Here is a 22,808-nt window from a genome sequence, read left to right as displayed (position 1 = left end):
GGTCGGCGCGCAGGGGTGCTCATATGCTTCAGAACGCCGTCAAAATTGGGCATTCTTCGCATGTGGTGACCTTGGACGTACGGCCTCAATTGCTTGACGCGCTCTCCGCCCTGCGCGAGCGCGTCGCCGCCGCACGCTTTCCGCTCCCCCTTCCGGGGGCGCCACGCGCGCGTGCCAACCGGGACGAGCTTCTCGCACAGCTCGATGACTATCTGGTGCCCCGGCTCAGAGCCCCCGAAGCCCCCTTGCTCGCCGTCGTCGGCGGGTCCACGGGGGCCGGGAAGTCGACGCTCGTGAACTCTCTGGTGGGACGGCAGGTCAGCGAGGCCGGTGTGCTGCGGCCCACCACGCGCACGCCGGTCCTCGTGTGCCATCCGGAGGATCACCACTGGTTCGCGGGGATGCGCGTGCTCCCCGACCTGACACGCGTGTGGGTGCCCCGCCAGGAGGGGGAAGGCGGCGACGGCAGTGACGCCGGTGACCGGGTGCTGCGGGTGGAGACAGCCGACACCCTGCCCCGGGGCCTCGCCCTCCTGGACGCCCCCGACATCGACTCCCTCGTCGCCGACAACCGCGTGCTCGCCGCCGAACTCATCTGCGCCGCGGACGTCTGGGTCATGGTCACCACGGCCTCCCGGTACGCGGACGCCGTGCCCTGGCACCTGCTGCGTACCGCAAAGGACCACGACGCCACCCTCGTCACCGTCCTCGACCGCGTGCCGCACCAGGTCGTCACCGAAGTGTCCCGGCAGTACGCGGCGCTGCTCACCAAGGCGGGCCTCGGCGACGTGCCGCGCTTCACCGTCCCCGAGCTGCCCGAGTCGGCTGGCGGCGGTGGTCTGCTGCCCGCCACCGCGGTGGCCCCGCTGCGCTCCTGGCTCGCCCACCGCGCGCAGGACCCCTCCTCCAGGGAGCACGCCATCGCACGCACCGCCTACGGAGTGCTCGGTTCCCTGAACTCCCGGATGCCGGAGCTCGCCAGCGCCGTCGCCGCCCAGCACGCGGCCGCCCTGCGCCTCACCGCCGCCGTCGACGAGGCGTACGAGAGCGAGCACGCGCGCGTGCGTGCACGGCTGCAGGCGGGCGCCGTGCTCGCCGGGGACGCGCTGAAGCGCTGGCGCGCCTATCCGCTCGACTGCGGCCCCGGAGAGCTCCTGGACGCCGTCGCGGCCGGCCTGGAGGCGCTCGTGCTGTGCGCCGTCACCGCCGCCGACGAACGCATCGACCAGGCGTGGCGGCGCGAGCCCGCGGCGCAGCTGCCCGGCCTCGCCCGGCAGGGCGGCGGCACCGGCCCGGGACGCGGCGGCACCCGCTACGAGAACGCCGAGGGTGCCGAGGGCGTCGAGCACCGCATCGGGATGGCCGTACGCCGCTGGCGCCGCGTCCTGGAGGAGTACGTGGAGGACGAGGTGCGCGCCCTGGAGCGCACGGACAAGAGCGCGCCGCCCGACCCCGACGCCAGCGCCGCCCTGCTCGCCACCGCGCTGCTCGGCGGCCGCCGGGCGCGCTCCGCGGGCGAGACCCTCGCCGAGCGCATCGGCGCCCACGGAGCGCTGCGCCTGCGCGACCGCGGCGGCCGACTGCTCACCGACTACCTGGACAAGATCCTCGGCGCCGAGCGCGAGCGGCGCCTCGCCCCCCTCGACGCCCTCGGCGTCCACCCCGAACCCCAGGCCGAACTCATCGCCGCGCTGTCCGTACTGCAGAAGGAGAGGTGACCGCGGTGACCGCCGTCACGGATCACGCCGATCGCTCCGGCCAGGCCGACGAACCGGGTCCCCACGCGCGGGAGGCCGAAGGCGTCTGGGACGACGGGCTCATCGCGCGCCGCGCGGTGAGCACGCCCCCGGGGGACGGCGACTCCCAGGAGGCCGGTACGGCGGCCTCCGATTCCTCCGCGCAAGGTTCCGACGGGTCGTCCGCGTACGACCGGACCTCCGAAGGCGGCACGACCTCCTCGTACGAGAAGGCCACTCCGTACGAGAAGGCCACTCCGTACGAGAGGGCCACCCCGTACGAAAAGGGCGCTCCGGGCGAGCAGACCGTCGTCTACGAAGGGCCGCTGCGCGCCCGCCTCGACGCGCTGCGTGAGCTCATCGGGCTCTCCCGCACGCGGCTCGACACCCGGACGCTCGCCGAGGCGGGGCGGGTGCTCGACGAGGCCGCGGCCAGGCGGCGGCTCTCCGACCGGCACACCGTCGTCGCGATCGCGGGCGCCACCGGAAGCGGCAAGTCGACGCTGTTCAACGCCCTCGCGGGCGTGATGATCTCCGAGACCGGCGTGCGCAGGCCGACGACGGCGGCGCCCATCGGGTGCAGCTGGACGGACGGCGCCGCGGGGCTCCTCGACCGGCTCGGCATCCCGGGGCGGCTGCGCAGGCGCCCCCTCCAAGGAGCGGACGCCCAGGCGCTCCAGGGGCTCGTCCTCGTCGACCTGCCCGACCACGACTCGGCGGCAGACGACCACCGTGAGCACGTGGACCGCATCCTCGGACTCGTCGACGCCGTCATCTGGGTCGTCGACCCCGAGAAGTACGCGGACGCCGTCCTGCACGAGCGCTATCTGCGGCCCATGGCGGGCCACGCCGAGGTCATGTTCGTGGTGCTCAACCAGGTGGACCGGCTCTCTGGGGACGCCGCCGACCAGGTGCTCGACGATCTGCGGCGGCTGCTCGACGAGGACGGCATCGCCCTCGGCGAGCACGGCGAACCGGGCGCCACGGTGCTCGCGTTGTCCGCGCTCACCGGTGACGGGGTCGGTGAGCTCCGCGAGGCACTGGGTCAGCTCACGCGTGCCCGGGTCGCCGCCGCGCGCCGCGTCGAGGCCGACCTGGACGCGGCGGCCGCGCGCCTGCGGCCGGTGTACGCGGCCGACGCGGCGACGACGCCGGGGCGCGGTGGGGTGGGGCTCAGCGAGGAGGCGCGCGAGGACTTCTCCGACCGCCTCGCGGAAGCGGTGGGCGCGGCCGCCGCAGGACAGGCGGCCGAGCGCGCCTGGCGCCGCCACGCGGGCAAGGCGTGCGGCACCCCCTGGCTGCGGCTGTGGCGCTGGTACGAGGCGCAGCGCGCGTCGCACGGCCCGGTCGGGTTCGTCGCGCGCGGCCACGCGGACGAGGAGGCGACGGCACGCGCGCGTGTCGAGCACGCCGTCCGCACGGTGGCCGACGAGGCGGCGTCGGGGCTGCCGGCCGCGTGGGGTCAGGCCGTGCGGGAGGCGGCCGTGCGGGGCGCCGAGGGGCTGCCGGAGGCGCTGGACGAGCTGGCCCTGCGGGCGGGGCTGCCGGAGGGGCGGCCGCCGCGGCCCGGGTGGTGGCCGGTCGCGGTCCTCGCGCAGGCGGCGATGACGCTGCTCCAAGTCGTCGGCGGGCTCTGGCTGGTGGCGCAGATCGTGGGGGTCGCGTCGCCGAACCTGGGCGTGCCCGTCCTGCTGATGCTCGCGGGCATCGTCGGGGGCCCGTGTGTGGAGTGGCTGAGCCGGATGGCGGCGCGCGGCCCGGCGCGACGGTACGGCTGCGAGGCCGAGCGGAGGCTGCGGGAGGCGGCGGCGGGGTGCGGGCGGGCCCGGGTGCTCGATCCGGTGGCGGCGGAGCTGCTGCGGTATCGGGAGGTGCGGGAGCAGTACGTGCGGGTGGCTCGGCGGGGGTGAGGGCCGGGGGAGTCGCGAGCGGAGCCTGGGGAAGCGGAGGCACTCCTTCGGGGGACGGAGTTATCCACAACCGGCCGGTAGGGCACAGCGCTCAGCGGGCCCGGCCCGTGCGGCTGCAATCTGAGATCGCAGCCGCCGCGGTGACCGCCGCAGGAATCGGAAGCGGGGGCGGGCGTGCGGCTGCGCACCGTGCGGGACGGACCCGCGCGCAGGTGGACGAGGGAGGGGTTCGACGATGAACGACACGATGGTGACGGTGGTGGGGAACGTGGCGACGACGCCGGTGTTCCGCGAGCTGCCGTCAGGACCGGTGACGCGCTTTCGGATCGCGGTGACGGCACGGCACTTCGACCGCTCGCGCAACGCGTGGACGGACGGGCACACCAATTTCTTCACCGTGTGGGCCTGGCGGAGCCTCGCGGTCAATACGCAGAGCTCACTGTCGGTGGGCGAACCGGTCATCGTCCAGGGCCGGTTGAAGGTGCGTCAGGAGGAGCGCGGCGGACAGCAGTGGACGTCGGCGGACATCGACGCCTACGCGATCGGCCACGACCTGGCACGCGGTACGTCGGCGTTCCGGCGCCCGGGCAGGGACCTGGAGGAGACGGCGCCGAAGGACGGAGCGGAGGCAGGGGCGGGTGTGCGGGAGGCGTCCGTGCAGGAGACGGAGAGCGAGCCCGACTTCGGGTCCGTGGCGCGTCCGGAGCCGGCCCCGGTGGGGTGAGGGCCCGCCGGTCGGGCGGTGCGTGATGCGTCGCCAAAAGGCGAAGCGGAACCATTGATTTGTCGATAAGCCCAGCTCAGAAGGGGCGTTGGCGATAACGATTCCGATTCGGATCGGTTATCGGATGGCAGTACCGGGAGCTGTGATGCGCCGCGTCCCTAGGATGCCGGGCGTGGCTCCTTGGGCGGCTGATGCCCTGGTGGGGCGGTCGGCAGGTGGCTGCCCGGTTGAAGCTCGGTCGAATCTGCTGGCGGGACCAGTCCCCCCATGCGAATGGGTCCCGCCCGGAGGGGAATTCTGTGTTTTCTGCGTTGTCCATACGGAGCCGGGGCGCGGCCCGCATTGCCGCCGTGCTGGCCACGGCCGGGCTAGTCGCGACGGGTGCGACGGCCACCGCCCAGGCGGTGGACACCCCGCAGTACCGGGGCGGAGCGAGCGCGACCCTGGACGGCCTGGAGACGTACGGCCAGGCAGTCGTCCACGAGAACGGCGGCAGCCAGAAGATCCCCGCGGGCCTCTTCCAGATGTCCGTGGACAACGGCGGCACGCTGCAGACGTACTGCGTCGACATCCACAACCCCACGCAGAAGGACGCGACGTACCACGAGACTCCGTGGAGCGGCACGTCCCTGCAGCGCAACGCCAACGCGGGCAGGATCCGCTGGATCCTGCAGCACTCCTACCCGCAGGTGAACAACCTCGCCGAGCTGGCGCGGAAGGCGGGCGCGCGGTCGCTGACCGAGGAGGCGGCCGCGGCCGGCACGCAGGTGGCGATCTGGCGCTACTCGGACAAGGCCAAGGTGGAGGCGCTCGACCCGCGGGCCGAGAAGCTCGCGGACTACCTCCAGCGCAGCGCGCGCAACAGCCCTGAGCCGAAGGCGTCCCTCACGCTGGAGCCGCCCGCGGTCTCCGGGCGCGCCGGGGAGCGGCTCGGCCCGGTCACCGTGCGGACCGACGCGGACAGCGTCACCGTCATACCGCCCGCGGACTCGGCGAGCGGAGTGAAGGTCGTCGGAAAGAACGGCAAGCCGGTCAAGTCCGCGGCCGACGGCAGCAGGCTCTACTTCGACGTCCCGAAGAACACCCCGGACAGCACGGCCTCGCTTCAGGTGCAGGCCTCGACGACCGTGCCCGTCGGGCGGGCCTTCACCTCCGAGACCAGGAGCCAGACGCAGATCCTCGCGGGCTCCAGCGAGTCGACGGTGTCGGCGACGGCGACGGCCCACTGGGCGGTGAAGGGCGCGATACCGGCGCTGTCCGCGGAGAAGAACTGCGCCAAGGGCGGCGTGGACATCACGGCGAGCAACAAGGGGGACGCGCCGTTCACCTTCAGCCTGATGGGCTTCAAGCACACCATCAAGGCGGGCCAGAAGCGGACGGTGACGATACCGCTGCAGGAGGACCAGCCCTACGACTTCACGATCACGGGGCCCGGCGGCTTCGAGAAGCGCTTCAAGGGTGTCCTGGACTGCAGGACCCAGGGCAGCGCGGTCGACGTCGGCAGCAAGGCGGAGCCCGCACCGCAGCCGAGCCCCGCGTCGGCGGGCGGCACATCCGGGGGCGGTGACCTCGCGGAGACCGGCGGGTCGAACGCGACGCCGCTGATAGCGGGGCTCGCGATCGCCCTCGTCGTGGTCGGCGGCGGCGCGGTGTTCCTCCTGCGCAAGAAGAAGGACCCGGCCGGGCCCGCGGAGTCGGCCTCGGGGGCCACGGCTTCCTCGCCCGAGGAGTGAGCGGACGGTAGCCGCACGGTCACGGAGCGAGCTCCACGGTCCCGGCGCCCCACGGCACCGGGACCGCCACGGGGCCGCCACGAGGCCGGGCGGTGGCCGACGGGACATGGGGGTGGTGGTCGGCAGGACGCGAGGGTGGTGGTCTGCAGGGCGCGGCGGTGGTGGCTGGCGGGACACGGGTGGCGCGCGGTGCGGCGCCGCGGTGGTGGCCCGGGGGACACCGCGGTGGCGGGGAGTGCCGCACGGCTATCCGGTTTTCTCCGGGGGGTGGCCGTACGGCAAGATGGGGTGTATCTGCCCACACACTGATTGCCGGACGGTTTCTCTTGGCTGAGTACATCTACACCATGCGCAAGGCGCGCAAGGCGCACGGCGACAAGGTGATCCTCGACGACGTCACCTTGAGCTTCCTGCCTGGCGCGAAGATCGGTGTCGTGGGTCCGAACGGCGCCGGTAAGTCCACGGTGCTGAAGATCATGGCGGGTCTGGAGCAGCCGTCCAACGGTGACGCGTTCCTGTCGCCCGGCTTCACGGTCGGCATGCTCCTGCAGGAGCCGCCGCTCGACGAGTCCAAGACCGTCCTGGAGAACGTGCAGGACGGGGCCCGCGAGGTCATGGACAAGCTCCAGCGGTTCAACGAGGTCGCGGAGCTGATGGCGACCGACTACTCGGACGCGCTCATGGAGGAGATGGGCAAGCTCCAGGAGGACCTCGACCACGCCAACGCGTGGGACCTGGACACCCAGCTCGAGCAGGCCATGGACGCCCTCGGCTGCCCGCCCGGCGACTGGCCGGTCACCAACCTCTCCGGTGGTGAGCGCCGCCGTGTCGCGCTGTGCAAGCTGCTGCTCGAAGCGCCCGACCTGCTGCTGCTCGACGAGCCCACCAACCACCTGGACGCCGAGTCCGTGCAGTGGCTGGAGCAGCACCTCGCCAAGTACCCGGGCACCGTCGTCGCCGTCACCCACGACCGGTACTTCCTGGACAACGTCGCCGAGTGGATCCTCGAGCTGGACCGCGGCCGCGCGCACCCCTACGAGGGCAACTACTCGACGTACCTCGACAAGAAGGCCTCGCGCCTCAAGGTCGAGGGCCAGAAGGACGCCAAGCGTGCCAAGCGCCTGAAGGACGAGCTGGAGTGGGTGCGGTCCAACGCCAAGGGGCGGCAGGCCAAGTCCAAGGCGCGTCTGGCCCGTTACGAGGAGATGGCGGCCGAGGCCGACAAGATGCGGAAGCTGGACTTCGAGGAGATCCAGATCCCGCCGGGGCCGCGGCTCGGCAACATCGTCGTCGAGGTCGAGAACCTGTCGAAGGCCTTCGGCGAGAAGGTGCTCGTCGACGACCTGAGCTTCACGCTGCCGCGCAACGGCATCGTGGGCATCATCGGCCCGAACGGCGCCGGCAAGACCACGCTGTTCAAGATGATCCAGGGCCTGGAGACCCCGGACTCCGGCAGCATCAAGGTCGGCGACACGGTCAAGATCTCCTACGTCGACCAGGGCCGCGCCAACATCGACCCGAAGAAGACGCTGTGGGCGGTCGTCTCGGACGAGCTGGACTACATCAACGTCGGCCAGGTCGAGATGCCCTCGCGCGCGTACGTGTCGGCGTTCGGCTTCAAGGGCCCGGACCAGCAGAAGCCCGCGGGCGTGCTCTCCGGCGGTGAGCGCAACCGGCTCAACCTGGCGCTGACCCTCAAGCAGGGCGGCAACCTGCTGCTCCTCGACGAGCCGACCAACGACCTCGACGTCGAGACCCTGTCGTCGCTGGAGAACGCGCTCCTGGAGTTCCCGGGCTGCGCGGTCGTCGTCTCCCACGACCGGTGGTTCCTGGACCGGGTCGCCACGCACATCCTCGCCTACGAGGGCGAGTCCAAGTGGTTCTGGTTCGAGGGCAACTTCGAGGCGTACGAGAAGAACAAGATCGAGCGCCTCGGCCCGGACGCGGCCCGTCCGCACCGCGCCACGTACAAGAAGCTCACCCGGGGCTGACATGGCCCGCCATCTGTACAGCTGCCCACTGCGGTGGTCGGACATGGACGCCTTCGGGCACGTCAACAACGCCGTCTTCCTGCGGTACTTGGAAGAGGCGCGGATCGACTTCATGTTCCGGCTCTCGGGCGCGGACCCCGAGGGCGACGGGCCGTCGTTCCGGGGCGGGTCCGTGGTGGCGCGGCACGAGATCGACTACCTGCGGCCGTTGGTGCACCGGCACGAGCCGGTCACCATCGAGTCGTGGGTGACGAAGATAGGTGCCGCGTCGCTGACGATCTCGTACGAGATCAAGGACCCGGAGCAGGTGTACGTGCGGGCCACGACGATCGTCGTGCCGTTCGACCTGAAGGCGCAGCGGCCGCGGCGGATCACCGCGGAGGAGCGGGCCGTCCTGGAGCAGTACCAGGACGACGGTGCCGACGGTGTCGGCGGTGCCGGTGATGCGGAGGCGCTGGTCGCATGACCGTGCGGCTGCACTTCGCGGACCCGGGGGAGGCGGCGGACGTCGCCGCCTTCCTGGCGCGCCTGGTCCACTACGACAAGGCGGCCGCGGTCCGGCTGCAGGCGGCCGGGGAGACGCTCGCCGTGTTCGGGCGGCCGCCGTCGTTCGAGGTCCTCGCGATCCGTACGGCACGCCTGGCGAAGCCGTACGAGCACGGGCTCGACACGTCGCTCGACGTGACGGTGTCCGCCGGTGAACTCCTCGAGTCCGTGGGGGACGCGGCGGACGCCGTGGAGACGGCGGGCACGGCCGTCGTGCCGGGCGCCGTCACCGGTCCGCCGTGGGCCGGGGTGCTGCCGCCGCGGGGCGGCTGGCGACCGGTCGCCGGGCTTCCGGCCGTGGCCGACGTGCGCTCCCTCGTGCAGGGTGCCGTCGCCGAATTCCGGTCCCGGGTGGAGGAGTTGCCGCCCGAGCGCCGGGTCCGGGCGGAGCTCGACCGGGTGGGGCGCGAGATCTGGTCCCGGACGGTGCCGGGGACGGAGCTGCCCGTGCGCGCGGCCCACGCGGCGCACTCGCTGGGGTTCCTGCGCGGGGACGCGCTCGACCTGCTGGCGTCCGGGGCGTGGCTGCGGCTTCGCACCCCGTACGGCTCGGTTGCGGTGCGGCGGGCGGGCGTGGGGGCGCTCTCCGTCACCCCCACCTGAGGCCCACCGGGCAGGCGCGGTCAGCCCGCCGTGTTCACCATCGACGCCGCCGCGTACGTCAGGTAGTTCCACAGGATGTGCTCGTGCTCCTCGGAGAGGCCGAGCGAGTCGACGGCCGTGCGCATGTGCTTCAGCCAGGCGTCGTGGGCGGCCCGGTCGACCGTGAAGGGCGCGTGGCGCATGCGCAGGCGGGGGTGGCCGCGGTTGTCGCTGTAGGTGCGGGGGCCGCCCCAGTACTGCATCAGGAACAGGGCGAGGCGCTCCTCGGCCGGGCCCAGGTCCTCCTCCGGGTACATCGGGCGGAGCAGCGGGTCCTCCGCGACGCCCTGGTAGAAGACGTGCACGAGGCGCCTGAAGGTCTCCTCGCCGCCGACCTGTTCGTAGAAGGTCTGCTCCTGAAGCGTGCCCCGCCGGATCTCATTCACCGTTCCATGGTCTCAGACCGGGCGGCCGAGGACCCGAGGCTTAGGACCGTCCGCATCCGGTGGGACCGCTCGCATCCGGCGGGAGTGCTCGCATCCGGCGGGACCGCTCGCATCGGGCGGCCGGGGGCAGCACAGTGGGGGTATGGGTGCGCAGGCTCCGCTCAGGGACGAACCCGACCCCGCCCTCGCCGCCGAGGCGCGGGCCGGTCTGGTGCGGGAGATCGAGGCCGGCGGGGCCTTCACGGGCGACACCGGCTGGCGGGAGGCGTTCGCGGAGGTGCCGCGGCACCTCTTCGTGCCCTACTACTACGTGAGCGTGGGCGGCGGGTACGAGCGGCTGTGGGGCGAGGACCCGGATCCCGTCCGGCGGGCGCGGTGGCTGCGCGGGGCGTACGCGGACGCGCCGCTCGCTACGCGCGTACGCGACGGGGAGCTGGTGTCGTCCAGCAGCCAGCCGTCGCTCATGGCCAAGATGCTGGTGGAGCTGGACGTCGGGGACGGCGCCGCGTACGACGTGCTCGAGATCGGGGCGGGCACCGGCTACAACGCGGGTCTGCTCGCGCACCGGCTCGGCGACGAGCACGTCACGAGCGTCGACCTGGACCCCGAGATCACCGAGTCCGCGCGGCGCCATCTCGCGACCGCCGGGTACCGGCCCGCCGTCGTCACCGGCGACGGCGCCGCGGGGTGCGCGCTGCGGGCGCCGTACGACCGGATCATCGCGACCTGCACGCTCAGTTCGATGCCGCGGCCGTGGCTGGCGCAGTGCCGCCCCGGCGCCCGTGTCCTCGCGCCGCTGGCGACCGGCCTCATCGCGCTGACGGTGACGGACGCGGAGCACGCGGAGGGGCGCTTCCTGCACACGCCCGCGTACTTCGTGCCGCTGCGGGGCGGCAGCGGCAGGGCGCCGCGCGAGCGGCACATCGGCGGTCTGCCGCGCCGCGCGCTGCAGAGCGAGCTGTTCCGGTTCCTGCTCGAACTGACCGCGGGGAGCCTGGATCCGTACGAGGCGCTCGCGCTGTGGCAGCGGGAGCGGCGGCCGGTGCGCGAGCGGTTCGGGGTCACGGTCAGTGGGCAGTACGCGTGGGCGTGGCTGGACGACCCCGAAGGGCCGTACGCCTGGCCGCTGTGACGGCGGGCGTACGGCCCTTCGGGGACTGTCGGTGGTGCGCCGCGCGGTGCGCCGGGCTCAGTCGCGCCTGACCGTGATCGTCGTCCACGCGCCGACGTGCACCTGGTCGCCGTCCTGGAGCGGTACGGGGACGAACGGCTGGATGGGCTCCTCGCCGCCGTTGACCGTGGTGCCGTTGGTGGAGTTCTGGTCGACGACCGCCCAGCCGCCGTCGGGCTGCTGGACGAGCACCGCGTGCTGGTGCGAGACGCCCGGGTCCTCCGGCGGCACCGACAGGTCGATGTTCGGGGTGTCGCCGGTGGAGTGGCGGCGGCGGCCGATCGTGACCTGGTTGCCGATCAGCGGGTACTGCTGCTCCGGGGAGTACGCGGGCAGGTTCAGGCCCGCCGCCTCGGGGCCGCTGCGCTGCATCATCGCCATGAAGTAGTCACGGTCGGGGCCGACCGTGGCCGTCCAGGTCGCCGGTGCCTGCGGTGCGCCCGCGCCGGGGAAGCCCTGCGGCTGACCGGGGGCCTCGGACGAGGGCGGCGAGAGCACCCAGTCGTCACCGCCGCCGGTGGGCGGCGCCGCCGGGCCGGGGCCGGGGGGCGGGCCCTGCGGGGCGCCGGTCTCGCGCGGGAACGCGGGGGGTGCGGGCGGGCCCTGCTGGAACGCCTGCGGGGCACCCGGGCCGCCGGAACCGCCCGGACCTGCCGGACCGCCGGGAGGCGGCGTCGTGGACGAGCCGCCACCGAACGGCGGGATCGGCTCGGCCGGACGGTTCACCTGCGAGGGCCGGGAGCCCTGGTAGTCGAACGGGTCCTGTCCGGGGGCGGAGGGCGGGCCGCCAGGGCCACCGGGACCACCGGGTCCGGTGGGCGGGGGCTGCTGGAACTGCTGGGCGGGGTTGGGCGCGCCAGGGCCGCCGGGACCGCCAGGGCCGGCGCCGGGATCACCCGGACCGCCGGGCGCACCGGGGCCGCCCGGACCGCCGTGCATGCCCGGGCCACCAGGGCCACCGGGACCGCCAGCGGGGCCGGGGCCACCGGGACCACCGTAGGAACCGGGACCACCCGGGCCACCCGGACCACCAGGACCACCCGGGGCGTTCAGGTCACGCGGACCACCGTGCGCACCGGGACCACCCGGGCCACCCGGGCCGCCGGGACCCCCGGGCCCACCCGGACCACCGAACGGACCAGCCCCACCGGGACCACCGGGCCCACCATGCGGACCGGGACCACCCGGACCACCAGGCCCACCGAACGGGCCGGGCGCGTCAGGCCCACCGTGACCACCAGGGCCCCCGGGCGCACCGGGTCCACCCGGCCCGCCAGGACCGCCGGGCCCAGGCCTGCCAGGCCCACCCGGACCCGCACCGGGCCCACCGGGCATGCCCGGACCACCAGGCCCACCAGGTCCACCGGGCCCAGCGCCAGGTCCACCGGGCCCACCCGGCCCACCACCGAAACCGTCAGGCCCACCAGGCCCGCCAGGCCCAGCGCCCGGCCCACCAGGACCGCCGCCAAAACCACCGGGTCCACCGGGTCCACCGGGTCCGCCAGGCGCGCCGCCAGGACCGGGCCGACCAGGGCCACCGGGCCCGCCGGGCATGCCCGGCGACGTCGGCAGCGGAGGATTGGGCGCCGCAGGCGTGTACGACGTCGCCGTGTTCGTCAGGAAGTTCCACCGGCACTCCTCGCAGAACGGCGCGTTGGCCTCGCGAGGGGTGCGGCACTGGGGGCAGAGCTCGGGTTCGGGCGCCAGATCGGGGACCGCGGAGAGGTGCGGACGCGGGGGCGCCTGCCCGGGGCCGGGGCCGGGGCCGGGACCTGGGCCGGGACCCGGGCCGCCCGGCGCGGGCGGCGGATAGCCGTACCCGGCGGCCGGGGGCGGCGGGGGAGGCGGCGGCGGTACGGCACCGGCCATGCGGTGACCGCAGACCTCGCACCAGTCGTCGGAACCCGACTGGTGTCCGTTCGGGCAGGTCGGCATGTCGGCGCTTCCCCCTCTCCTTCTTCGGCCCGGAGGCCGTCGCGTCGGCCCGAGGGCCACGTGCTCTGATTTTCCGGTTGTGCGGTACGTGCGAACCCGCGTACGTGCGGACGTACTGGGCCGTACTGAGCCGTCGTATCACGACGCTCACCGTCGGCGTATGACGACGGCCACTCGCGCTACTTCTTCACGCGCACCGTTTTCGTCGAGCGCGTCTCCAGCGTCATCTCGTCGGCCTCGGCGACACGCGCCTTCAATCGAACAGTACCTGTCGCGGCGTCGACGACGTCCACCACCTTCGAAAGCAGCTTGGCGGTGTCCTCGTTGCCGGACGCGCTGGCGAGCTGAACGGCCCGGCCGAGCTTGGCCGTTGCGCCGTCGAAGTCGCCCAGCTTGCGGGCGTCGAGGCCCTGCTGGATCACCTGGGCCAGCTCGGCCTGGCCCGTGTAGTGCGCGACCTGGGGGTTGATGCTGGTGGACGCGGCCATGTCGTCCGTCCACACGGCCCGTACCAGACCCTGGGACAGGGTCTGTACGGTGCCGTCCTCCTGCGGCACCACCAGGGAGACCCGGGCGGCGAGCATCTCCTGGCCGAGCTCGGCGCCGGGTACGCGGACGCAGATGTGGTAGTCGCGGGACTCGTCGCCCCAGGATCCGGTGGGGTAGTCGCCCGCGCGCGGCCCGGCCTCGGTGCGGCGGTCGGTCAACTCCACGACCGTGGGGGCGACTTGCTTGACGAAGACGATCTCGACGCCCATGGGGGTCCACAGGCGCAGGCCGACGTCGGCGACCTCCTTGCCCATCGCCGACTCCATCATCTGCGTGAAGTCGGCGGAGAGCCCGGCCGGGTCGGCGACGATGTCGGCGGTGCCGAGCAGCGCCGTGGCGATGCCTGTGACCTCTTTCACTTCCCAGTCGGTGCCGACGCCGCGGGCGTCACAGGTGAAGCGGCCCGCGCAGGCGTCGAGCGAGGCGCGCAGGTCGTCGGGCGACTCGTGCTCGTTGCGGCCGTCGGTGAGGAGGATGCCGTGCCGTATCGACACCTCGGCGGAGGCGAGCAGCCGGTCGGCGAGGCGCAGCCAGGTGCCGATGGCGGTGCCGCCGCCCGCGCTGAGCCGGCGCAGCGCCTCCTTGGCCTGGGCGCGGGTCTGCGGGTTCGCGACGGCGAGGCGGCCGCCGCCGGGGTAGATCTCCTTGGCGACGTGGGTGCCGCCGATGACGGCGAAGCGCACGCCGTCGCGCACGGCGTCGACCGCGGCGGCGGTGGCGTCGCGGGCGCCGCGCATCTTCGTCGGCGGGTAGTCCATGGAGCCCGAGCAGTCGACCATGATGGCGACGGCGGCGTCGGGTCCCTGGCCCGCCGCGTACAGATGCGGCGCGCCGACGGCGGAGCCGATCGTTCCGCCGCCGGTCGAGGTCACCGTGGCGATCGCGTTGACCTCACGGCCGCCCTCCGGCAGATATTCGTTCTGGTACACGTCGACCGTGAACTGCGGCACATTCGACTTCGAGAAGTTGGCCATGGTTGCTGCTCCCCCTCAGACGTTCCCTATGGCGTGGCGTCGTCCACGGCGTGGACCGTTCCGTACGCGTGGACCGTTCCCCAGGTGTGTCCGGTTCCCGTACGCCGTACGCGGGCGCACAACTGCGGGGGCGCCGTGGCCGGTTGAGGGCCGCCGCGCCCCGTCCCGCGCACCGCTCGCCGCGGCCGCCCGCTAGGCCGATCCTGCCCCTCGCGGCGCCATGGGGAACGGCACGACCGCCACTGTTACGTTGTCGTGGCCCCCGCCGTCGATGGCGTGGCCGACGAGGACCTGGGCGCTGTGCAGCGGGCGCTCGGCGGCGTCGGCGGGCACGACGGCGGCCATCTCCTCGGCCGCTTCCGCGTAGTTCCACAGACCGTCCGTGCACACCACCACTACACCCGCACGGTCGGGCTTGAAGGAAGCGGTGTGCGGCTCCAGTTCGTACGCGTCCGCGCCCAGCCAGCCGGTGATGGCGTGCGCCCGCTCGTCGGCGTAGGCCTCCGCCTCGTTCATCAGGCCCGCGGCGACCATCTGGGCGGCCCAGGAGTCGTCCTCGGTGAGGCGGACGGCGGGGCCCGTGCGGTCGACGGGGACCCAGTAGACGCGGCTGTCGCCGACCCAGCCGATGACGAGGAGGCCGCCCGCGACGACGGCACCGACCAGGGTGCAGGCGGGCGCGTTCTGGTGCGGGTGGTGCTCGCGGGCCGCGGTGGGCTCGTCGGCGAGGGCGTTGACGGCCTCGGCGGCGGCGATGATCGCGTCGTGCATGGCCTGCTGCGGGTGCGTGCCGCGGGGCAGGGACTCCTGGAGCGACGCGTCGGCGGCGCGGGACGCGGCCATCGAGGCCTCGTCGGGCCGGGTCGCGGACGAGACGCCGTCGCAGACGATCGCGACGACGGCGGGCGAGCCGTCGGGCAGCGCGGGCGCGGAGATCGCGAACGCGTCCTCGTTGCGGTGGTGGCGCAGGCCGCGGTCGCTGACGGCGGCGACGGCGGCCAGCTCCTGCTCCATGTGGTCGCGCTCGCGCGGCTGGGCGTGCCCGCAGTTCTCGCAGTACCCGTCCGGCGCGACGGCGCCCGCGCGGCAGGCGACGCAGACCTTGGCGTCCGGGGACGGCGAGGGGGAGGGCGCGGGAGAAGGGGGAGAAGAAGGAGAAGGGGGAGAAGAGGGAGAAGGGGAGGCGTCGGGAGTGGCGTTGCGGGGGTCGGGGGCGGGGAGCGGGTAGTCGTCGGGCGCGGGGACGTCTTCGCGTACGCCGTCGGGCTCGGGGGAGTCGTCCGGTGCGCCGAGGGGGGTGCCGGTGGCCGGGTGGCCCGGGGCCGGGAGCTCGGTGCCCGAGGAGTCCGTGCCGGGCAGGTCCGCCGAGTGGTGGGTGGGGGCCGGGGTGTCGGAGCTGTCGACGTCGGGGGCGATCGGCCAGTGCGCCGAGGCCGTGGCGGGCCCGGCCGTGGCGGGCCCGGCGGCGGGGGGCTCGACGGCGGAGTGCTCGGCGGGGGCGGGCTCGGCGGTGCGGGGCAGGCCGTTGATCGCGAGCGTGGGGCGGTCGGGGCCGTCCTGAAGGGGCGCCGGGGCCGCCGAGAGGTCGTAGCCGCACGCCCCGCAGTACAAGTCGCCCGACTCCACGGGCCACTCGCAGCTGGGGCACGCGGAGAGTTGGTGCATCTGCGACATCTTCACACCCACGTCCGGGGGCGGAAACGGTTTGCCCGCTCCACCAGTTCGATCCTTTCCTCGCCACCCTGGGCGAGCCGGGCAAGCTGCCGGTACGAACGCTCCAGACCGAACCGGAGGCCGCGCTCGTCCAGATCGCTGCCGAGCAGTACGGTCCGCGTCGGGGCCGTGCCCGAGGCCGCCACCGGCGCCGAGGCCTGACCAGAGTGCCTACCGGAGAGTACCCAGTCGAGCGCCGTGCCGAGGACCTCCGTCGACAGGAGCTCGCGGCGGACGGCGTCGAGCCCGACGTCCGCGAGCGCCTCGACCTGCCCGGCGGCGGCCGTCAGGTCCTCCAGGAACAGCGGGCCCGGGCGCGTCGTCGTGTCGAACGTCATACGCCGCCGCAGCCGCGCCCGCACCGCGGCGACGCGGGCCGCCGTGTAGTGGATCGACGACTCCGGCACGGACTCCAGGGTGCGCACCGCGGCCGTGCGGTCGCCCGACGCGAGCTGCACCCGGGCGAGCCCGAAGGCGGCGCTGACGTAGCTCGGGTCGGTGGCCCAGACGAGGCGGTAGTACTCGGCGGCGTTGTCCAGCTGGCCGAGGACCTCCGCGCAGATGCCGAGGGCCAGCTTGGGCGCGGGCTCCCCGGGGAACGCGTCGTAGATCGCGTCGAAGGACAGCGCCGCGTTCTCGTGGTCGCCGGTGGCGAGGGCGGCGACGCCCCGGTACCAGACGACCCGCCAGTCGTCCGGATGGTCCTTCTCCAGGGACTGAAGGGCCCGCGTCGCGGAGGTGTGCTCGCCCAGGGTGAGGCGGGCGCGGAGTTCGCGCAGGCGCAGTTCGGGGGACGGGGCGGGGGCCGCTTGCAGCGCGGCGATCAGTTCGGTGCCCGCGGAGTCGACGAGTCCGGCGAGGAAGCCCGCGTTCGGGTCGGTCGGGTCGACGCGGGGCACCGGCAGGGCGAGGGCCGCGCCGGGGGCGTTCAGGGGGCGTACGGGGACGGGGGCGCCGTCGGGAGTTGGGGCGCCCGGCGCGTGGGGCTGCACTGAGGGGGGGACCCGCCCTGCGGGACGATTGCCCACAGCCGGTGCGGCAGCGGCGGCCCCGCCGCTCACAGCGGGAGCGGCTGGGGGTGCTCCGCCGCCCGCAGCCGCGGCGGCAGCGGGGGCGGAAGCTCTGGCTCCCAGGACCGAGACCTCGCCCTCCAGTTCCTCGAAGAGTTCGGTGTCCGTCACCTTCACCTCAGGGGCGAACAGCGTCGACAGCGCCGGTCGTGGGCGGCCGCTCTGCAGGGCGACGACCTCGCGCAGTACGCCCGTGAGCTGTTCGGACATCTCCTGGGCCGAGGAGAAGCGGCGTGCGGGGTCGGGGTCGGTGGCGCGGACGAGCAGGCGGTAGAACGACTCGTACCGCTGGAAGACCTCGATGTGGTCGGGGTCGGGCAGGGAGTCCACGAAGACGTTCGTGTAGCCCTGGAAGTCGAAGGTGAGGACGGCGAGGGTACGGGCCACCGTGTACAGGTCGGACGCGACCGACGGGCCCGCCTCGGCGACCTCCGGCGCCTGGTAGCCGACCGTGCCGTAGATCGCCGACTCGTCGTCGTCCATGCGGCGGACGGCGCCCATGTCGATGAGCTTGAGCTGGTCCTCGGTCTGGATGGCGTTGTCGACCTTGAAGTCGCAGTACAGCAGGTTCCGGCTGTGCAGATGGCCGAGCGCCTCCAGGGCCTCGATGCCGTACGCGCAGGCCTGCTCGACGGGCAGCGGGTCGCGCTTGCCGGTCGTGGTGCGGCGGCCGTTGGCGATCTCCTTGAGGGACTTGCCGCCGACGTACTCCATGACGATGTAGCCGTCCATGGAGCCCGTGCGCTGGTCGAGGTGCTCGACGAAGTTGTAGATGCGGACGATGTTGGCGTGCTCGATCTCGGCGAGGAAGCGGCGCTCGGAGATCGCGGCGGCCATCGCGTCCTGGTCGCCCGTGTCGAGCAGGCCCTTGAGCACCACCCAGCGGTCGGACACCGCGCGGTCCACGGCGAGGTACACCCAGCCGAGGCCGCCGTGCGCGAGGCAGCCCATGACCTCGTACTGGCCGTGCACGATGTCGCCCTTGCGCAGCTTCGGCACGAACGAATAGGGGTGGCCGCACTTGGTGCAGAACCCCTCCGTGCGCCCGGGCCGCTCGCCGCGCGCGCGGCCGACCGGCGCGCCGCAGTCGGAGCGGGAGCAGAACCGCTTGCGCTCGGGCACCTCCGGGCTCTCCTGCACCGCGGCGTGCGGGTCGGGCCGCGGGATGCCCGGCACGGACACCAGGCCGACGCCCAGGCGGCCGCGCGCCGACGCGCCGGTCGAGGTGCCCGAGCTGCGCACCGACACCGACCGCGACGACGTACGCCCCGACAGGGACCGCGAGAGCCGCCCCGACACCGAGCGGCGCGAGGACTGCGAGCGCGAGGAGCGGGAACTGGCGCGCGACGACCGTGAGCCGGCCGCCGAATCCGCAGAGCCCCGTGAGCCGCGCGCGCCGCCGGTGATGCCGGTCGGCGCCGAGCCCACCATCCCCTGCGGCGAGACGACCGGGGCGAGTCCGCAGGTGTCGCAGTACAGCTCGCCGCCGCCGACGTCCTCGTAGGAGCCGGTGCAGCCGGGGCGCTGGCACGGTCGCTGTCCACTCTGTTCACTCATGGGCGCGCATCCCCCCTCCGGTCGGTGGGCCCGCCCTGCTGCGGGACCCTGGGCGCCAGCGCCTCGGCGGCCGCCTGCTGGTAGCGCAGGACCGCCTGTTCGGCGACGCGCAGATCGCAGGGGGCGCTCCACAGCATGCGGCGCGCGCTGTCGTACCGCTCGACGAGGAGCGGGTCCTCCGCGAGGCCGTGCCGGGCGACCTTCGCCTTGTACGCGTCGAGGCGGCCGCGCAGCTCCGCGCGGACCGCGAGCGGCGCGGTGACCGCGGTCAGCGACTCGCGGGCGCGCAGGAGTTCGTCCTCGGCCTTCCGCTCCAGGGACTCCAGGAGCGGGGAGAGGCGGTGCCACTGCGCGTTCCTGCGGTAGTCCGCCGCCATCGCCAGCTGCTCCTGGAGTGCCGACGGCGGCCCGGAGACGGCGGGCACCTCGGACGCGGCGATCTTCGCGAGCACCTCGCCGCGCGCGGAGCGGGCCTCGGCGAGCGTGCGGTCCGCGCGCGAGAGCAGGTCGCGGAGCTTGCCGAGCCGGGCCTCGGCGTCCTGGCGGACGGTGAGGACGGCGTCGATCTCGCGGCGTACGTCCTCCAGGGCGCGGGCCGCGAGGTCGTACCGCTCGGTGCCCGGGCGGCCGCCGCCCGGGGCCGAACTGCCGGGCGACGGCTGCCAGAAGGCCAGCGGGTCGGACACCACCTGCTCGCGCAGCAGGGTGAGCTCCTGCGTGATGCTCTCCAGGTCGTCGCCCGAAGGATGCTCGCCGGGGCGCACGCCCACGGAGTGCGCGAGCTGGCGGGTGCGCTGGAGTTCGGCGGCGAGCAGGTCGATGCGGGCGGGCAGCGCGGACCACACGGCGTCGGCGGCGACGACCGTGTCCAGGGAGTGCGCGTACAGGTCGTTCATGCGCGTGACCAGCTTCTCCAGCGTGAAGCGCTCGGTGAGCTTCGCCGGTCCCGTGATCGACGGGGCGGCGCCGGACGCGGGGCCGCCCGCGACCGTGACGCTCTCGCCGCGCAGGAGCAGGGTCAGCTCCATCAGGTCGTCGCGGTTCGGCCAGCGCCTGCGCTCGCGCACCTCCCGCGCCGTGCGCAGCGTCCCCGCGTACGCGTCGAAGTACGTCCAGAGCAGCGTGATCTGACGCTCCGTCGACTGCCAGCGCTCCTGGGTGACGCCGGTGAGCAGGGCGCCCTCCAGGAGGCGGCGGCCCGCGTGGTCCTGGAGGGCGAGGAGCGAGGTCTCGATCGCCTCGTGCTCGGCGTCGAGCCGCACCAGCGCACGGTCCACCTCGTCCCGGTCCATCACAGAGCCGGGGGGTCCCGCGACGCTCATCGATCACCTCTCCGCTCTGCTGTGCCGTAACGCTTCAACTGTTCAGTGGTACCAGGTCGGTTGTCAGCCGCTTTTCCGCTCCCGTTCTCCGCTTCCGGTGCCGACCGCTGTCGGCCGCCGCCGGGAAGGGGTGGTCAGTCGCGGTACTTCGGGGACGGCGGGCGGGCCGACTTGTCGCCGAGCGTGGCGGACAGCCACGTGTCGTACGACTTCCGCCAGCCGTCCTTCCGGGTCCGGTAGTCGTCAAGGACGTCGTTCACGCGCCGCACCAGGTCGGTGGAGCCCTTCTTCATCGCCACGGCGTAGTACTCCGGTTCCAGCGGCTTGCCCTTCAGCTCGACCGTCGGGTCCTGGGCCGCCTGGCTCGCGGCGAGCGCGCCGTCGGTGACGACCGCGTCCACCTCGCCGAGCTGGAGCCGCACCAGGCAGTCGAGCTGGTTCGGCACCGTGGTGCTGATGTCGGCACCGAAGCTGTTCTCCTTGAGCGCCGCCTCCGCCGTCGAACCCGCGGCCGAGCAGACCTTCTTGCCCTTCAGGGAGTCGTCGAAGCCCTTGATGTCGGACGTCTTCGGCGCGAGGACCTGCTGGCCGGTCTCGAAGTACGCCGTGGAGAAGTCGACCTCCTTGATCCGCTCGCAGTTGACCGTCATCGTGCGGACGACCATGTCGACGTCGCCGGCCTGGAGGGCGGGGATGCGCTGGTTCGTCGGGATCGCGCGGAACTGCACCGCGTTCCGGTCGCCGAGCAGCTTTTCGGCGATCTCGTGCGCCAGGTCGATGTCGAAGCCTTCGAGCCGGCCCGCCGCCTTGTTCGGGTCGCGGTAGCCCCAGCGGTAGCTGTTCTGGTCGACGCCGACGACGAGCCGCTTGACCTTGCGCTGCTTGATGGCCTTGAGCGTCGGGCCGTCCTTGTCGTCGGGCCGCAGGCTGCGCTCGGGCTCCTTGCAGTCCTCGTCGGCGCGTGCGGGCGCGGCCTGCGCGACCCTGTCGGCCGCCGAACTCTCCTGCCGCGTACGGTCGTTGCCGCCCGTCAGGCGGGGCAGGACCAGGACGAGGGCGGTCGCGAGGAGGCAGGCGAGCGCCATCGTGGCGACGCCGCCCCAGCCGCGCAGCGCCGCCATGCCCCGCCGCGTCCCCGCGCCGCCCGGCACCCGTTCCCCGCGCGCCTCGACCCGTCGCGCACGCATCGTCCTCGTGCCCCCCTTCACCGGTACTCCGAAAGCCTGCGGCCGATGCCGAGGACCGCGCCCGCCGCGCCGAGCACCCCGAGCACGGCCGCGCCCACGGGCAGTCCCGTCAGCGCGCCCTTGCCGTCCTCGGCGGCGCGCTGGAACTCCCGCTGTTCGTGCGTGAGCGCCCGGTCGAGCGCCGCGTCCACGTTGTCGAAGGACTCGCCCGTCGGCTCGTCGTCCTTCGCGCCGATGACCTTGTCGAGCGCGCCCTCGTAGTCGCCCGAGTCGTCGCTGGCGCGGGCCGACTTGTGGCGGTCCTTCCACTGCGTCACGCTGTCCGCGGCGTCCTTCACGGGCCGCTCGCCCGCCTCGTCGTCCGCGAGGCGCGCGGCCCGCGAGAGCAGCCCGGCGTCGCCGTCGAGGCGCCGCATCTGCTTCTGGTAGTCGACGTCGAACTTGTCCTTCGTCGCGTCGCCGACCTTGACGGTCTCCGCGCCGCGGCTGACCAGGGTCAGGTTCTCGTTGCCCCGGGCCTTCAGGGAGCTGATGCGGGCGTCGTTCAGGACGTTCAGGGACCGCACGCCGTCGTCGTACGACGCGTCGAGGCCGGAGCGGGCGACGCTGTGGCCGACGACCAGCCACAGGAGGGCGACGGTGGCGGCCGACGTCGCCGCGAGCAGGCCCGCGTTGAACACCCGGTTCGTCCGCAGGTAGTTGCGGCGCTGGGCCCACGCGAGCGCGGCGAGCGCGATCACGCCGAGGGCGATCGCGGGCCACGCGTACGGCTTCGCGTCGCCGTAGTCCGCGGTCAGGCGCTTGTTCTCCGCCTTGTACAGCTTCTCCGCGGCCGGGAGCATCCGCGTCTGCATGGTGTCGTTGGCGTACCGCAGATAGGCGCCGCCGAGCGGCAGGCCCTGGCGGTTGTTGGCGCGGGCGCGCTCGATCAGGGCCGTGTACTGGGGGAGCAGCTTGTTCAGTTCGGCGACGGAGGTCGCGGACGCCGTGTCGGAGCCCGCGTTCGACGCGGCGGTCGCCAGCTTCTCGCTGGCCCGGTCGATGTCGCTCCGGTAGCGCTCGCGGACCTTCGCCGGCTCCTGGCCGCCCGCCAGGAAGCCGCTCGACGCGGCGGTGTTGGCGTCCGCCAGGGAGCGGTAGATCGCCGCGGCGTCCGTGCTCAGGGGCTGACTGCGGTTCAGGACCCGGTCCGCGGCGTCCGCGCGGGACGTCGTCTGCCATGCGGTGACCGCGCCGAAGGCCAGGACCAGGGCGGCGAGGGTCGCGCCGATGACGCGGAGCCTGCCCGGCTCCGTCGTCGCGGCGGCGCGGAGGCGGTCCACGCCCTCGGACCAGGCGGTGCGACGTTTCTCTGGCGTGGGCGCCTTGGGCGGTGCCGTTGTGGTCACCTTGGCCTCGACCTCCCCCTCGGTCTGGCGTGGACGTGGTGCTCGGCCGCAAGTATCGCCGCCGGGGCTCGGGTACGCACAGGGCTTGGACCGATCTTGCGCGGATCGCGGACGGGCCGGGCACTTTTGAACACGCGGTGGGGGTGTGTTCGGTTCCGGTGCGGGTGCGGGAGCGGGAGGCCTCGCGGGGGCGCCCCAGTCCCGCCCCTTCCCGAAACCAGGGGCTCCGCCCCTAGGACCCCTTCTTTCCGCGCTTCGCGCTCGTCCTCAAACG

General features: G+C 73.6%; 17 protein-coding genes. 8 read left to right on the top strand and 9 right to left on the bottom strand.

Annotated elements, in window-relative coordinates:
- Positions 1-62: 62 nt before the first annotated feature.
- The 7 genes from ACFWZ5_RS20980 to ACFWZ5_RS20950 all read left to right on the top strand — a co-directional run bounded on the left by ACFWZ5_RS20980 (position 63) and on the right by ACFWZ5_RS20950 (position 9,243).
- A complete protein-coding gene (locus ACFWZ5_RS20980; RefSeq protein ID WP_384793501.1) occupies positions 63-1,718 on the top strand; it encodes a dynamin family protein in 1,656 nt (551 codons plus the stop codon).
- Positions 1,715-3,646: a GTPase gene (locus tag ACFWZ5_RS20975; protein ID WP_384793497.1), complete on the top strand. Its 1,932-nt coding sequence runs from the start codon at positions 1,715-1,717 to the stop codon at positions 3,644-3,646. The genes ACFWZ5_RS20980 and ACFWZ5_RS20975 overlap by 4 nt, the downstream gene beginning before the upstream one ends.
- A gap of 235 nt (positions 3,647-3,881) precedes the next feature.
- Complete coding sequence (locus ACFWZ5_RS20970; RefSeq protein ID WP_384793494.1) at positions 3,882-4,370, top strand: single-stranded DNA-binding protein; 489 nt, start codon at positions 3,882-3,884, stop codon at positions 4,368-4,370.
- Positions 4,371-4,687: 317 nt separating this feature from the next.
- Positions 4,688-6,103 (top strand): Cys-Gln thioester bond-forming surface protein, encoded by a 1,416-nt coding sequence (locus ACFWZ5_RS20965; protein ID WP_384793569.1) that lies wholly within the window; start codon positions 4,688-4,690, stop codon positions 6,101-6,103.
- Between the two features lie 326 nt (positions 6,104-6,429).
- Positions 6,430-8,094: an energy-dependent translational throttle protein EttA gene (gene ettA / locus ACFWZ5_RS20960; RefSeq protein WP_384793491.1), complete on the top strand. Its 1,665-nt coding sequence runs from the start codon at positions 6,430-6,432 to the stop codon at positions 8,092-8,094.
- 1 nt (position 8,095) lies between these two features.
- On the top strand, positions 8,096-8,560 hold the full coding sequence (locus tag ACFWZ5_RS20955) for an acyl-CoA thioesterase (RefSeq protein ID WP_384793488.1): 465 nt from the start codon (positions 8,096-8,098) through the stop codon (positions 8,558-8,560).
- Positions 8,557-9,243: a hypothetical protein gene (locus ACFWZ5_RS20950; protein WP_384793485.1), complete on the top strand. Its 687-nt coding sequence runs from the start codon at positions 8,557-8,559 to the stop codon at positions 9,241-9,243. The genes ACFWZ5_RS20955 and ACFWZ5_RS20950 overlap by 4 nt, the downstream gene beginning before the upstream one ends.
- Positions 9,244-9,263: 20 nt before the next feature.
- Here the strand turns inward: ACFWZ5_RS20950 and ACFWZ5_RS20945 are convergent, their stop codons facing one another.
- A complete protein-coding gene (locus ACFWZ5_RS20945; protein WP_384793482.1) occupies positions 9,264-9,668 on the bottom strand; it encodes a globin in 405 nt (134 codons plus the stop codon).
- Between the two features lie 142 nt (positions 9,669-9,810).
- Here ACFWZ5_RS20945 and ACFWZ5_RS20940 point away from each other — a divergent pair, with 142 nt between their 5' ends.
- Positions 9,811-10,800 (top strand): methyltransferase domain-containing protein, encoded by a 990-nt coding sequence (locus ACFWZ5_RS20940; RefSeq protein ID WP_384793480.1) that lies wholly within the window; start codon positions 9,811-9,813, stop codon positions 10,798-10,800.
- Positions 10,801-10,857: 57 nt separating this feature from the next.
- Here the strand turns inward: ACFWZ5_RS20940 and ACFWZ5_RS20935 are convergent, their stop codons facing one another.
- The 8 genes from ACFWZ5_RS20935 to ACFWZ5_RS20900 form a co-directional block, all read right to left on the bottom strand.
- Complete coding sequence (locus ACFWZ5_RS20935; protein WP_384793477.1) at positions 10,858-11,778, bottom strand: FHA domain-containing protein; 921 nt, start codon at positions 11,776-11,778, stop codon at positions 10,858-10,860.
- Positions 11,779-11,888: 110 nt separating this feature from the next.
- On the bottom strand, positions 11,889-12,377 hold the full coding sequence (locus tag ACFWZ5_RS20930) for a hypothetical protein (protein ID WP_384793474.1): 489 nt from the start codon (positions 12,375-12,377) through the stop codon (positions 11,889-11,891).
- Positions 12,378-12,953: 576 nt separating this feature from the next.
- Positions 12,954-14,297, bottom strand: coding sequence for a VWA domain-containing protein (locus tag ACFWZ5_RS20925; RefSeq protein ID WP_384793471.1), 1,344 nt, complete (start codon positions 14,295-14,297; stop codon positions 12,954-12,956).
- Between the two features lie 192 nt (positions 14,298-14,489).
- A complete protein-coding gene (locus tag ACFWZ5_RS20920) occupies positions 14,490-15,971 on the bottom strand; it encodes a protein phosphatase 2C domain-containing protein (protein ID WP_384793468.1) in 1,482 nt (493 codons plus the stop codon).
- 2 nt (positions 15,972-15,973) lie between these two features.
- The gene (locus tag ACFWZ5_RS20915) at positions 15,974-18,637 is read right to left on the bottom strand and encodes a tetratricopeptide repeat protein (protein ID WP_384793465.1); all 2,664 of its coding nucleotides are present in this window, start codon (positions 18,635-18,637) and stop codon (positions 15,974-15,976) included.
- Positions 18,634-19,959 carry a hypothetical protein gene (locus tag ACFWZ5_RS20910; RefSeq protein ID WP_384793462.1) on the bottom strand — a complete coding sequence of 442 codons (1,326 nt, stop codon included), beginning with the start codon at positions 19,957-19,959 and terminating at the stop codon, positions 18,634-18,636. Before ACFWZ5_RS20910 ends, ACFWZ5_RS20915 begins: the two co-directional genes overlap by 4 nt.
- Before the next feature lie 134 nt (positions 19,960-20,093).
- Positions 20,094-21,146 (bottom strand): glutamate ABC transporter substrate-binding protein, encoded by a 1,053-nt coding sequence (locus tag ACFWZ5_RS20905; protein ID WP_384793459.1) that lies wholly within the window; start codon positions 21,144-21,146, stop codon positions 20,094-20,096.
- Positions 21,147-21,163: 17 nt separating this feature from the next.
- Positions 21,164-22,534 carry a hypothetical protein gene (locus ACFWZ5_RS20900; RefSeq protein WP_384793456.1) on the bottom strand — a complete coding sequence of 457 codons (1,371 nt, stop codon included), beginning with the start codon at positions 22,532-22,534 and terminating at the stop codon, positions 21,164-21,166.
- Positions 22,535-22,808 lie beyond the last annotated feature (274 nt).

Origin of the sequence: Streptomyces sp. NPDC059003 (assembly GCF_042740445.1) — a bacterium.
Taxonomy (GTDB): Bacteria; Actinomycetota; Actinomycetes; order Streptomycetales; family Streptomycetaceae; genus Streptomyces.
The sequence above is the reverse complement of the archived record's forward strand: the minus strand, read 5'-3'. Positions and strand labels throughout refer to the sequence as shown.